At 37.8% G+C, this 13,616-nt stretch carries 13 protein-coding genes; 7 read left to right on the plus strand and 6 right to left on the minus strand.

Going from position 1 to position 13,616, the window contains the following annotated elements:
• Positions 1–73 precede the first annotated feature (73 nt).
• A complete protein-coding gene (locus tag XEN7305_RS25045) occupies positions 74–874 on the plus strand; it encodes an ABC transporter ATP-binding protein (protein ID WP_006512348.1) in 801 nt (266 codons plus the stop codon).
• A 29-nt stretch (positions 875–903) separates the two neighbouring features.
• Positions 904–2,085 (plus strand): MlaD family protein, encoded by a 1,182-nt coding sequence (locus XEN7305_RS25050; RefSeq protein ID WP_006512349.1) that lies wholly within the window; start codon positions 904–906, stop codon positions 2,083–2,085.
• 15 nt (positions 2,086–2,100) lie between these two features.
• Here the strand turns inward: XEN7305_RS25050 and XEN7305_RS25055 are convergent, their stop codons facing one another.
• Positions 2,101–2,640: a late competence development ComFB family protein gene (locus tag XEN7305_RS25055; protein WP_006512350.1), complete on the minus strand. Its 540-nt coding sequence runs from the start codon at positions 2,638–2,640 to the stop codon at positions 2,101–2,103.
• Between the two features lie 432 nt (positions 2,641–3,072).
• On the opposite strand from XEN7305_RS25055, the gene XEN7305_RS25060 reads away from it, so the two are divergent.
• Complete coding sequence (locus XEN7305_RS25060; RefSeq protein WP_006512351.1) at positions 3,073–4,110, plus strand: methyl-accepting chemotaxis protein; 1,038 nt, start codon at positions 3,073–3,075, stop codon at positions 4,108–4,110.
• 17 nt (positions 4,111–4,127) lie between these two features.
• Positions 4,128–4,994, plus strand: coding sequence for a hypothetical protein (locus XEN7305_RS25065; protein ID WP_006512352.1), 867 nt, complete (start codon positions 4,128–4,130; stop codon positions 4,992–4,994).
• A gap of 103 nt (positions 4,995–5,097) precedes the next feature.
• Here the strand turns inward: XEN7305_RS25065 and XEN7305_RS25070 are convergent, their stop codons facing one another.
• On the minus strand, positions 5,098–5,838 hold the full coding sequence (locus XEN7305_RS25070; RefSeq protein WP_006512353.1) for a response regulator transcription factor: 741 nt from the start codon (positions 5,836–5,838) through the stop codon (positions 5,098–5,100).
• Positions 5,839–6,443: 605 nt separating this feature from the next.
• Here XEN7305_RS25070 and XEN7305_RS25075 point away from each other — a divergent pair.
• Positions 6,444–7,160, plus strand: coding sequence for a heme oxygenase (biliverdin-producing) (locus tag XEN7305_RS25075; protein ID WP_006512354.1), 717 nt, complete (start codon positions 6,444–6,446; stop codon positions 7,158–7,160).
• A gap of 143 nt (positions 7,161–7,303) precedes the next feature.
• On the opposite strand, the gene XEN7305_RS25080 is transcribed toward XEN7305_RS25075, so the two are convergent.
• The 4 genes from XEN7305_RS25080 to XEN7305_RS25095 form a co-directional block, all read right to left on the minus strand.
• A complete protein-coding gene (locus XEN7305_RS25080; RefSeq protein ID WP_006512355.1) occupies positions 7,304–8,176 on the minus strand; it encodes an S-methyl-5'-thioadenosine phosphorylase in 873 nt (290 codons plus the stop codon).
• A gap of 108 nt (positions 8,177–8,284) precedes the next feature.
• Positions 8,285–9,307, minus strand: a complete 1,023-nt coding sequence (locus XEN7305_RS25085; protein ID WP_040899595.1) for a diguanylate cyclase — start codon at positions 9,305–9,307, stop codon at positions 8,285–8,287.
• Positions 9,308–9,616: 309 nt separating this feature from the next.
• The gene (locus XEN7305_RS25090) at positions 9,617–10,330 is read right to left on the minus strand and encodes a nucleoside phosphorylase (protein ID WP_006512357.1); all 714 of its coding nucleotides are present in this window, start codon (positions 10,328–10,330) and stop codon (positions 9,617–9,619) included.
• A 112-nt stretch (positions 10,331–10,442) separates the two neighbouring features.
• Positions 10,443–10,556 carry a PetM family cytochrome b6-f complex subunit 7 gene (locus tag XEN7305_RS25095; protein ID WP_006512358.1) on the minus strand — a complete coding sequence of 38 codons (114 nt, stop codon included), beginning with the start codon at positions 10,554–10,556 and terminating at the stop codon, positions 10,443–10,445.
• Between the two features lie 91 nt (positions 10,557–10,647).
• On the opposite strand from XEN7305_RS25095, the gene pdxA reads away from it, so the two are divergent.
• Positions 10,648–11,769 (plus strand): 4-hydroxythreonine-4-phosphate dehydrogenase PdxA, encoded by a 1,122-nt coding sequence (gene pdxA / locus XEN7305_RS25100; RefSeq protein ID WP_006512359.1) that lies wholly within the window; start codon positions 10,648–10,650, stop codon positions 11,767–11,769.
• A 355-nt stretch (positions 11,770–12,124) separates the two neighbouring features.
• Positions 12,125–13,558, plus strand: coding sequence for a mechanosensitive ion channel family protein (locus XEN7305_RS25105; RefSeq protein WP_158500457.1), 1,434 nt, complete (start codon positions 12,125–12,127; stop codon positions 13,556–13,558).
• Positions 13,559–13,616 lie beyond the last annotated feature (58 nt).

The raw sequence follows: 13,616 nt of genomic DNA on the forward strand, positions 1-13,616 counted from the left end.
TCTTTGTTACCTAAGATATCCTTTAAATCTGACTTTCCTCATCCTTTATCCCTAATCCCTCATCCTTTACCAAATGCAATCTGATTGTAACCAAGACGAACCATTAATCGAACTCAAGGGCGTTTCCAAATCCTTTGGGAGCAATACTATCTTAGATAAAATTGATCTCACAATTTATCAAGGAGAAGCTTTAGTTATTATTGGGCCTTCGGGGACGGGAAAATCCACCATCCTGAGACTTATTGCTGGCTTACTACCATTGGATGAGGGAGAAATTTATATCAAAGGAGAAAAACGCACCGGACTAATCGAAGATCGCGGAGATGCGATCGGTATGAGTATGGTGTTCCAGCAAGCAGCCTTGTTCGATTCTCTCTCTGTCGCGGAAAATGTTGGCTTTTCTCTCTACGAAAATTCTCAGCTTTCCCATGCAGAAATTAGACAAATAGTGGCAGACAAATTGGAAGTTGTAGGGTTAAAAGGGACAGGAGACCGCTATCCTGCAGAACTTTCAGGAGGCATGCGTAAAAGAGTTAGTTTTGCCCGCGCTGTAATCTCTAATCCCAAGGATATTAAGAGCAAACCAGAAGTCATTCTCTATGATGAACCTACTGCCGGATTAGATCCGATCGCTTCAACTATCATCGAGGATTTGGTACGCCAACTACAAGGAACTTGTGGAACCTATATTATGGTTTCTCACCAAGAAAGCACCATCCGACGCACTGCTGATCGCGTGATTTTTCTCTATGGAGGTAAAATTCAGTGGACAGGAAAGATTGACGAGATTGATAATACCAATAATCCTTTAGTAAGGCAGTTTTTTAGTGCTAGTACAGAAGGGCCAATACAAGTGATTGAACAGGTACAATAGTATTTTTATTTTTAGAGGCTATATAAATTATGTTGCGATCTCGTTCTTTAAAAGAAGGTTCTTTAGGGTTATTAATAGTTGCAGGAATAGCCATCTTTGGTGGCATTAGTCTTTGGTTACGAGGTATTCAATTTGGGCAAAATAAATATCAAATTATCGCTCAGTTTTCCGATGTCAACGGTATTGCCACAGGAGATCCAATTCGCTATCGAGGTCTAAAAATAGGCAATATTAAAAAGATTGCCCCCCAAATAGATGGTGTCGAGGTCACTATGGAGATTTCCTCTTCTAAACTTCTAATCCCTCAAGGTTCTACTGTTCAAGCTGTTAGTGCCGGTCTGATTGGTGAAACTTTCATTGATATTCAACCCCCAGCCACCCAATTAATCTCTGAATCTAGCAAGATTAGCCCTCTTAGTAAACAATGTGCCGATGCGAATCTTATTTTGTGTGATGGCGATCGCTTGAAAGGAGAAACCGGACTTACAATAGATGATCTATTGCCTTTAATGTACCAACTAAATCTTTCCCTATCACAAAACCCCGAACTTTTTGAAAATATGGGTTCGGCTGCGCAAAATGCTTCTGTTGCCGCCGCAGAAATCGCTGAGCTCACTCAAGATGTTTCCTCATTAGTAGCAGATGTCAATCAAGAATTGGGAACTTTTTCTGATGCAGCTAAAGCAATCACTGAGGTAGCCCAAAACACTTCTGAAACTATTGATAGTACAGCGCGGCAATATCAAGATACAGCTAGGCAGCTTACTCAACTCGCTAGTAATGCTGATGAACTTATCACCGAAAACCGTACGGAACTCGCGACTACGCTAAACAATATTAGTACTACGAGTGAAAGTCTACATAGTCTCGTAAATCAACTAGATCAAACTGTTGCCCAAACAGACACCAAACAATTGATCCAAAATCTAGAAACCTTGACTGCTAATGCGGCTGATACTTCAGCTAATCTCAAAGAGATTTCCAACACTTTTGGTGACCCCAATACTTTAGTCAATTTACAGCAAACTTTAGATTCGGCCAGAGTCACATTTTCCAATGCCCAAAAAATAACAGCTGACTTAGAAGATATCACTGGAGATCCCAATTTTCGTAACGATATTAGGAACTTAGTTGATGGTCTAAGTAACTTGCTTTCCTCTACGGAACAATTGGAACAACAGATGCAAACAAGTCTGCATAAGTCCAAATAAGTCAAATAAGATATTCTACCTATTGGGAACATTAGCATCCCACCCAGCAAGTTCATCCTGTCTGGAATTTAAAGATCTTTTGTGTTTTTCATTTAGTCTAACCAAAATAGGTTTTACTATTTTATTGATATTTTTCCAAGAAACATTTTTAGTTGGGAAAAATATTGATAGTTCTTGCAATGCTTCTTGGGCTTCGGCTAATTCTCTTTCTACGGAATTTAACTCTGTAGTCAATGGGTTAGAAATTCGGATCAAATCATTTTGAACCTGTTTAATTCCTTCTCTCACTGTTCTAGTGATTTTGATTTGTAATTCGGCTTTTCCTCTAATTTTTTGTCTATTAAGACCTTTATGAGAAGAAGCATATAGGGGAGGTAAGCGATTGAGCGCATAAGTAAAAACTTCTACTTGGTTAATGAATTTAGCAACCTTTCTTGGATAACGTTTTAACTGTTTGTTAATTTCCTCTGTTACTAACTCTTCCATTACATTTTTGGCAATATGCTTTTCTTCTGCTGCTTGATTTTTAATGTTTTCTTTTTGTCCTGTAACCATTTTTTGCTCCTTCTCTGATGTATGTTTTAAAAAGTTGAATTGTTAACTTGTCTGCTTTTCTATTTATCGCATACTACTACGGTTAATAACTACAAAAATGGAGCAACTAACAGGATAATTTATCTAAAATTTATGGAGTATCACTTAAAAGCCGGTTTTGCTTCATCGAAATCTTATAAATCCCTGGCAATAAAATCTAACCCTAAAATCTGTTGACATAACCCAAGCTATGAATAGGAAAAGGCAATATAGTAAAGGCTCATTGTGAGCCTTAGAGATCTCAAAATCTTAGAATATAGTAAAAACCTTAAATTATCTGTCTATATTCTTTGATGTGATTTACAAGAGATATAGCCTTTCCTGATTTTTTTCTCATAGCTTATGATTAGTTTTGGAAAATTACCCCTTTAACATATAAATGTAGGTTCGATAATGGAACAAATATTTAACATTCTCAGAATATTGCCTGGTTATCTAGTGTTTTTGTCAATATTCCTAGTTATTATCCCCAGTATATTGTCTATCATATCGCGCTTCTCTCTCCATCAAAATCTGTCAAATACAGTTAAGAATCTCAAAAGATTACTGGACGAAACAGGAATAGAACGAAAACCAAATATTTTGCATCACATAGAAAAAAGACTAGAACTTTCGCAGCATCAGCATGAATCAATTAATACAACAGCCATCATTGATGGCAGCTATAGCCAAGAAAAATGTCGCATTTTAGGGATGAGTTTTAGTTGTGAAGCAGTGGATTATTTAACCCGTTTGTTGCCCAATTTACTATTGTCATTTGGCTTGTTAGGAACTTTTTTGGGCATTACAATCAATCTGGCAACCTTAAGTCAAACCATTACTCAAGTTGACATTACAGATCTAAATAGCTTGGTTGAAGAACTAGATAAACCATTACAGGGCATGGGAGTTGCTTTTGTTAGTAGTCTGGTTGCGATCGCATGTAGTGCTTTACTAACAGTGATTAATTTGATTTGGAATACCAATTTAGTCAAAGCTACCTTACTAAGTTTTATTGAAGACTATCTAGACAATGTATATTTACCACAAAGACAGCAAACTGCTCCTATTGACATTGCTCTAGAGCGTTTTAGCAATGACTTTAGTTATATGCTGGACAATTTGAGTAGCACTATCGAAAATTCCATTACTAACGCCTTTAGCAAAATAGAAGATACTGCGGATACTTTTCAATCTGCGGCGAATACTTTAGAGCAGAGTCGGTTGCCCGAAAAATTATCTTCTGCGACCACAGACCTTGCGATCGCGCAGAATCAATTTTCCCAATCATCTTTAGTCTTGCAACGTTCCACTCAATCTTTTGAAAATAGTTTAGACGGGATTCAAAAGGTAATTAATAAAATATCAAAAATGGAAGATAATGTTGAAAAAATTAACCACAAATACGACAATCTACTTGAACTAAGTAAAAACACTAATGAAATTAATTAATCAAACAACCCCAAATTATGGTTAAAAGACGTTTGTTAGCGACCGAAGCTGATAGTGATACTTTAAATATTTGGCCATCTTTTACCGACTTAATGGCTAATTCATTTATGATTATCAGCCTGTTTTTATTACTAGTTTTATTTAGGTCATTGTTCCTTAAGTACACTGCAGAAGAAACTGAAACAAATTTAGATGCCAGCCAACAACAAGTCACTCTACTAAAGCGTCAGGTAGTAGCGTTAGAAAATGAGCTTGGCAACAGGAATAATATTATACGCAGTAGAGACAATACTATTGATCGATTAAGCAGAACCTCTTCTAACCTCCAGTCTTTATTACAAAGCAGCGATGAGAGACTAGAAATTGTAGAATCTGAAAATCGACGTCTCAAATCTGCACCTCCAGTGGTAGTTATTCAGGACTCGGGAGAATACCAATTTGACTCGGGAAGTGCCAGTCTTCCTTCCGAATTACAAAGTTATATCACCACAGACTTAGTAAACCTTATTGAGCAGATTAGTCAAGAAAACAATCTCTATGTTGTAGAAATTATTGGGCACACCGATGGCCAGGTTAATTTTAATAGTGCCAGCAATCTAGATCAACAATTAGAAGCTGTTGCCAATGGCCAAAAACCAATTGGTAGTTTGACTCCAGGCTCCAATGCAGATTTGGGCTTAATGAGGTCTTTAGAGGTTGTAAAACAACTCCAAGCATCCCAAAGACAAGGTCGTTTGCCAGGTGTAAAATTTAGAGCCTATTCTGCCGCTCAATTACAGCTTCCCTCTGGAGAATTTTCCCCAGCAAACCGTCAACCAAATGCTAGTAGGCGTAGAATTGAAATTCGATTTTCTCCTTTAGGAAAAGCAGAAACCATTAGATAGTTTGGAGTTAAGGCCAAGCAGAGTCATAATAAAACGTGAAGGATTGGTGACTTGCCGATCAACAATCCTGATGAATCTAGGTGCTATATTTTAGTGGGCATTATTATGCTGTTGCTTGAGTTGCATCCATAGTTAACTGTTCAATACTAGGTAATTCAAGGCAATATCCCGCGCCATATACTGTTTTAATATATCGGGGGTGGCGAGGGTCTGGCTCTAGCTTGGTACGAAGATGGCGAATATGAACCCGAATGGTTTCGATATCATCATCTGGATCGTAGCCCCATACCTCTTTGAGAATTTCACTAGGAGCAACGGTTTGCCCATGACGCTGTAACAGACAGTGTAGTAATTCAAATTCCAAATGGGTTAGTTTTACCGTCTTCTGGAACCAGATAGCTTCAAACCGCTCAGGAATTAAAGTTAACGGGCCATAGTTGAGGATTTCTGAATGTTTTGCCGCTTGAGGGATGCGATCAGTGCGTCGCAATAAAGCCCTGACCCTAGCGAGCATCTCCTCAACCTCAAAAGGTTTCGTCAAATAGTCATCTGCACCGGCATTGAAACCTTCTACTTTATCTTGGGTTTGACCTAAAGCTGTCAACATTAAGACTGGGATATCAGAGGTACGCTCATCACGGCGTAATCTTTGACAAACAGTAAAACCATCAACTTTGGGAAGCATCAAGTCCAACATGACAAGATCTGGCTGTAACTGAACCGCTAAAGCTTGACCTTTGATACCATCTTCAGCTTGGTTGACATCATAACCCGCCATCTCTAGGTTTATAGAGACCAACTCAGAAATTGCAGGGTCATCATCGATTACGAGTATTCGAGGCATCTGTATATTTTTATTATTATGTTGATTTTAGATAAAAGATAAGCTCAAAAAATTTAGATAATGTCACTTAATCCTGTTAATGATTATAAGCATGATTGCTCATGATGGTGGTAGTCAATGGCGAAACTAGTGGTCACTCATCCATTTTCGGAATCAATATCATTAATAAAATTTATATATGAACAGACAAATAATTTGATTTTTCTAGCTGTTTACCTCCCCCTGAAGTCTTATTTTTAAGCTCTTTTTATAGATAAGATATTCCTAGAATCATTATTAATTATTTAGCAATTATGATGGGCGATTACGCCTTTTTCCTAGTCAGATGACGATAAATTACTTTCTCTTTTTTATGCATTAGCTTAAAAATAATCGCATTATGTTACTGTAGAGCTACAAAAGAGCTGAGGCTTATGTAAAAAGTTGTTACTATCTACAGCGAACCATGTAAAAATTCTTAATGAAAAGTTGTATTGAATAAGTTTACTCTAGCCAAATAGGTTTAAATTTCGATCTTAGCCAAGCAATCTTGATGGGGTTTATTCCTAAAGTCATTCATAAATCTGATTGATCGATAGTTAATTTTTAGAAGCAGGAAGTTTAGCATGAGTGTTAATTTAGCGACTATGTTGCGTGAAGGGACCAAAAAATCCCATACAATGGCGGAAAATGTTGGTTTTGTGAAATGTTTTCTCAAAGGTGTAGTAGAGCCCACTTCCTACCGCAAACTAGTGGCGAATCTTTATTTCGTCTACTCTGCGATGGAAGAGGAGATGGAAAAACTTAAAGACCATCCTGTGCTTTCTCATATCTATTATCCTGTGTTGAATCGCCGACAAAGCCTAGAGCAAGATTTGCAATACTATTTTGGGGCTAATTGGAGAAAGGAAGCTGTTCTTTCTAAAGCTGGCGAAGAATATGTCGGACGTATTAGAGAAATTGCTAAGACTCAGCCAGAACTTTTGGTCGCGCATAGCTACACGCGTTATCTAGGGGATCTTTCTGGTGGGCAGATTCTCAAAAAAATCTCTCAAAGAGCCATGAATCTTTCTGATGGTGAAGGCACTGCTTTTTATGAGTTTCCGGAAATTCCCGATGAAAAAGAATTTAAGAATCAATATCGTCAGGCTATGGATGAACTTCCTGTAGACATGACAACTGCCGAGCAAATTGTTGATGAAGCTAATGATGCCTTTGGCATGAACATGAAATTGTTCCAAGAACTTGAAGGTAATTTGATTAAAGCGATCGGCACTATGTTATTTAATACCCTAACTCGCCGTCGCACTCGTGGCAGTACTGAAGCTGAATTGGCAACTTAATAGTTGGTAGTTGCTGATTGGTAATCGACAATTACCTAAAACACTAAATCAAATTTCAAATTCAAATATTAAAACAACCCTAGGAACTAGGTTTCAGTCGAGAGGATAAGATTGTTATTTAGTTTTTAGGGTTGTTGATTGTTTTAGAGATATTTTTTTAAAAACACTGACAGTTTATCTTTGGTTGTCTCAGGGGCTTTGTCTAGTGGTGTAAAGATTGCATACTGTAAGGCAGAATGGGCTATCGATTCGGGAGGATTAGCATTGATTCTTTTAACAGTTTCCTGGATAGCTTTTTGCGCATTGATGGCATTATGTTTTAAATTGTCAATAATCATCTCGACGGTGACACTATCATGATCTTCATGCCAGCAGTCATAATCTGTTACTAGCGCCAGGGTCGCATAGGCAATTTCGGCTTCTCGGGCTAATTTGGCTTCGGTTAAATTGGTCATACCAATAATTGTGGCATCCCAACTACGATAGAGATTTGATTCTGCTTTAGTGGAAAAGATAGGGCCTTCCATACAAACATAGGTGCCACCACGATGTAATTTGATATCAGGAATTTCTAAAGAGGCGATCGCATCAGCTACAATTTCGGCTAGTTTCGGACAGACAGGATCTCCAAAGGCAATATGGGCGACTATGCCATCACCGAAAAAGGTAGCAGCCCGATTTTTTGTGCGATCTATAAACTGATCGGGAATTACAATATCTAGGGGTCTCACCTCTTCTTTAAGGGAGCCGACAGCGGAAGCTGAAATAATATATTCCACTCCTAACTGTTTCATCCCATGAATATTGGCACAGAAGGGTAATTCGGAAGGAAGTAGATGATGATTTCTTCCATGACGGGCCAGAAACGCGACGGTAGTACCTTCTAGGGTACCGACGATAAACGCATCAGAAGGTGAGCCAAAAGGAGTCTCTAACTCTACTTCCTTGACATCCTTCAAAGCATCCATGTTATATAAACCGCTACCGCCAATGATTCCGATTTTTGCCTCTACCATAAACTAGTTTTGCTCCAAATATTGCTGCACTTTTTTGATTCTAGTATCGCTAGTGTTGTGCAGATTAAAAGAAAAACCAAAATAATTGTAGTATGTAATGTTGCTGAGCTATTTTTGAGATATTTTTATGCGATCGCGGCCTTGTTTTTTCGCCCTATAGAGTGCTTGATCCGCAGCTGTAATTAAAGCTGAGGCTGCCGAATTGATTGTTGGGATGGTACTGGCAACACCTAAACTAACAGTTAAGCGATCGCTGATTAGTGAATTAATATGGGGAATATTTAAGACGTTAATCTCAGCCTGAATATTTTTGGCTACTCTGGTCGCTCCAGCAAGCTCAACATTGGGAAGGATCACAATGAATTCTTCTCCACCATAGCGAGCAACTAAATCCTTGGAGCGTTTAATGGTCATATCAATGGTTTGAGCAACTTTTTTTAAACAGCGATCTCCTTCTAGATGGCCGTAAGTATCGTTATATGATTTGAAATAATCTATATCAACCATGATTATCGAGATATCTATCTGATTTCTGATCGCATTCCCCCATTCTCGCTCCAGAAAATCTTCTAGCCGATAGCGATTAGCAATTCCTGTCACGCGATCTGTAGTAGCCAACAAAAAAAGCTTTTTGAGCTCCTTGTTTTGGTGCTCTAATTGAAAAGTAAAATTTTTGACTTGTCTTTCTAGTTGCTGATTTACTTTTTGTAAACGTTCTTCACTTTGAGATATCTTTTCGAGGTAATGCATCCGTTCAATAGCATAATTAATTGAACGAACTAAAACGTCTGTGGTTGTTTGTTCTTTGACCAAATAATCCTGTGCACCTTGTCTGACTGCTTTTAGGGCAATTATCTCGTCTTTAAAACCAGTTAATAAAACTATTGGGAGATTAGGTGCTATTTTCTCTAGGGTGAGCAAAGTCTCTAGTCCTTTGCTGTCAGGCAAACTAAGATCTAGTAAAACAATGTCAAAGGATTCCTGGTGTAAAAAACTCACTGCTGTTTCTAGTCTTTCTGCATGAGTTAAATTAAACTGAACTTCCTCGGTTTTAACTAATTTTTTTCTCAGCAAAAAAGCATCCCTTTTATTATTCTCAACTAAAAGAGTTTTAATTTGCTTTCGCGTCATATTAGACATTAAATCACTTAAGTAGATACTTCTCAGAATACAGAGTAGTTGCTTGTCCTACTTTTACCTCTATTGAAATTCTAACGCTCTAACGTTCAATAGTTCTATGAAAAATTGCTAGCTAATTCACTAAAAGTAAGGGATCAAACTTATAACATACAGAAGCATCGTAAAAAATTGGAGAACATTTCTTTTGTAACAGAGCTCAAAAGTGTAATCTTTTTGTCATGCTCCCTATCATGCTTTGATAACAAATAACCCTTTTTATTCTCTGGTTTATGGTTAATATGAACAGGTATTTTCTCTTTATTACTCAAGTATTTCTGTAGTGATTTGTTGTAATGCTTGTAAACCTTTGAGACTTCCCCTAATTAATCTCATTGCCGCTTTGGGTTGTCGTAGAATTGAGATCGCCATAGGAATCATCTGTAACTGACCATCTTGATTGATTGCTTGGTTTAAGTCGGGAAGATCGTAGTGAATATCGTCACTGACTATTCTGAGTATCGCCACTGATATGCCTTGCGATGTTAGAGTTTGTAGATAATTAAATCCTTCCATATCAACTACAGTAGCCCCATAGGTTTGAGCGAGGGATTTTTTTTCTGTAGCCAAATGAATAACGCGATCGCTGGTTAAGGCTCTGACTGATTCGATTTTGGAGGTAAACTTGCTTTTGAGATTTGCAGTTAATTTTTCATCTGTTGTTAGAGATAAACCTTCCTTCATACAAGATTTGTATAAGACAATATCGCCGACGGAATGTTCAGGGGCTAAACTGCCGCAAAGTCCCATTATTAAAACTTTTTGTGGTTTTGATTTATCAAGAAATTGCGGGTTTTGCCATATTTTATTGGCATCTTTTTCTCCAATGGGAATGGGGATAATCTTTGGCAGATTTCCTGAGCTAGCTGAAACTTTAGTCTTTCTAATGCCTGTTTTGACGGCTTGATATTCTGCACCTTGAACAACCAAAATAGTATCTATATTGTGATGAATTGTTGGTTGTTTAGTTTCATTCATAATTATTCCTGGTTTTTACATAATGACTTTATAAAATAAGCGATCGCATTTTGAGATTAACGCGATCGCCTTTTGTTAAAAATGGATGGTACTTTCTAAAAAAAGATTAATCTTATTCTGGTTCTCCACCTTGGATTTTGAGGATCATAAAACCCCAAGCCAATCCTATTAGCACCAAAATCATGCATAAAAACATTCCATTAACTAACATACTTTCCGCGCTCATCGTGGTTTCTCCCAAGAATTTATTTAAGATTTATTAGTATTCTGAGATTACAATGATATCCCAGTGATCATTAAGATATTGTAAGTGATAAATGCCCCCAATTCCTCATCTAGCTCTGACCATCGGCGATCCTGCGGGAATCGGCACAGAAGTAATTCTCAAAGCTTTAGCTGATTTAACATTGGATTGTGAAATAACTGTCATTGGTAGTCGTTCAGTTTTGCAAGCAACCTATGAGCATTTATTGCGCAATGGTAATTTGTCCCCTGAGGATTTGGCTGATCCGCAAACTTTAAAGATTATTGATCGCCCCTTTAACAAGTCGTTCCAATGGGGACAAGGCAATGCTAGTACTGGGGCAGCGAGTTTTGATTATTTAGAAACTGCGATCTCGCTGACCAATGAAGGTCAATTTCAAGGTATTGTCACGGCCCCGATCGCCAAAAATCTTTGGCAGCAAGCTGGCCATGATTATCCTGGGCAAACGGAAGTCTTAGCCGAAGGCGCGGGGGTCACTAGATTTGGTATGTTATTTGCGGGGCGATCGCCCTATACTGATTGGCAGCTAATCACTCTTCTGGCAACAACTCATATTCCCCTGGCACAAGTTCCCCAGACTTTGACTCCTGAGTTGCTGTCTCTGAAACTGGACTTGTTAGTTGAATCGCTACAAACTGATTTTGGCATTAGTAATCCGACAATTGCGATCGCGGGTCTTAATCCCCATAGCGGAGAAGCGGGGCAATTGGGAACGGAGGAATTATATTGGATGTCAGCTTGGCTAGAGAAAGAACAACAGGAGCATTATAAGGCAAAGTTAATCGGCTTAATTCCTCCGGATACGATGTGGGTGAAACCGGGACAGGCTTGGTATGGAAGTGTCGAGGGCAGAGGGCAGAGGGCAGAGGACAGAAGTCATGAAGAAGTCAAGAGTCAAGAGTTAGATTTTTCGGGGGTTGCAGATGCTTATTTGGCTTTGTATCATGATCAGGGTTTAATTCCGGTTAAGTTAATGGCTTTTGATCGTGCGGTTAATACAACTATTGGATTGCCCTTTATCCGCACTTCTCCCGATCATGGAACAGCTTTTGATATTGCGGGAAAAGGAATTGCCGATGCGAAGAGTATGCAAGCTGCGATCGCGCTAGCTGTAGAGATCATTCATTGTAGAATCGGAGAATGTAAGAGTTTTTCGAATGGAGCGGTATATTAGAAGTCAAATTTTAGTTTTGTTTGACCATTTTCATTGTTAGTGTTTGTTTGAGTGCTCTAGTGTCTTAGGTTGCTACGAATAAATTCCGTTAATGATTCCATAAAATGTGATCATTATCAGAAGGAGCAATCATGATTATCATATTTAAATCAGTTTTGGCTCTCGTTTTTTTTGCAGATGATTTGGGAGCGCTACATATAGTATGCTGATGAAACTAACTTTAACAACTATAGCCATATTCTTACTCTATGGATTGTTACTGTTTATATTGCGCAAAATTTTTAGACGGTTTCACAATGATATTGCTTTAGTAACACTCAATATATCGACCTGTCCAATATTAATTATTGTTTTTTTGGGCATTTTAAAAATTGCTGTCAATAATTTCAGTTTTAGCTTTGACTTAGCATGGATTACTACATTTTTCCCGACCGCAGTAATAGTTACCGTCGGTTTCTGGTTGTGGAGATTATGTAGTCAAGTTGTCTTCTATTATCTCAAGCAATGGGCAGAAAATAGTGAAATTATGTGGGATGGTGTTTTGCTGCCTATGATAGAAGCTCTCACTCCTTTGTTAATTATACTCACTAGTTTGGCTTTAATTGCCCAGCTCTCTTTTGGTGTCAATTTGAATGGCATTTGGGTCGCTTTAGGTGGAGCAAGCTTTATTATTGGTTTCACAACAAAAGATATTTTAGCCAACTTTTTTAGTGGGATTGTACTTCTAATTGATACTCCCTTTCAGTTTGGTGACGTACTGAGTTTAGAGGATGGAAATTTGGGGATTGTGCAAAAAATTGGATTACGAGTTACCCAAATTTATCAATTGGAAAGTCATACGCAAGCATACATTCCTAACAGTCTTTTGCAAGCACAACAAATTGTTAATCTTAGTCGTCCAATTACTCCCATTTATTACACTGTACCGATTTTATTGTTAGCTAATTGCGACCTCAAAATCTGTCGTCAGGTAATGCAAGAAGTTATCTTGGCACATCCCGACACAATTGGCGATATTGACTCCAAGTTAAGCTTAATAGATAAATATTTTAATTGGGAAGAATCGGGAACATCTTTTCAGATCGATAAGAAAAATGGACGCGCCAGACTCTTAGCGGAACAAAAAGTTAACCTCAAGCTAAAAGAAGTTGAAGATAATTTGGAAGCATTAGTTCTTACTTTAGAGTTTCTTGAAAAAGGAGGATTAAACCAGGATGAAATTGATACTATCCAGAAAGAGTATCAAAATATACTTGATTTAGTTGGACTAGAATTTTGTGAGATGCCGCAATTGGGTCAAAAACAGAAGTTGTCTCAAAGAAAACGCTATCAATCAATTAAACTTGAAGAAACAAACTCAAACAGCTCTTTAATTAGCCTTATTCGGGAATGGTATCGGCGCAGCCTACAAGATCCCAATATAGTAGATGAGGATCTCTATCTCTTACCCAAAATATGGGAGTATCAAATTGATTTATTGAAAAAACGGTTGAGACGTTTGTTGGTTTATGTATTAAAACCTGAACGGATTGAAACCAGATTGGGAAAGCAAGTGAATGAATTAGTTTATTGGCTGCAAACTAGATTTAAACAAGCACGGAATAGATGCCATAATCCAGATGTTTGCATCGAACATAATATTGCAGGTAGTAGTGCGATTTTTCTGAAATTTAGTCTTAACTACTACGTTGATGATATCCGTTTAGAGGGTGGCAATCGAGGAATGAGAGTAAATAGTGAAATTTATTTCGAAATTCTGAATCATCTTCAATGCTATATTGCCAGTTAATTATTATTCTTCTGTCAATCCTCAAGAATTAATTTTCCTTACTCTAGATCTTTCAATA

The sequence above is a fragment of the Xenococcus sp. PCC 7305 genome (assembly GCF_000332055.1).
GTDB lineage: Bacteria > Cyanobacteriota > Cyanobacteriia > Cyanobacteriales > Xenococcaceae > Xenococcus.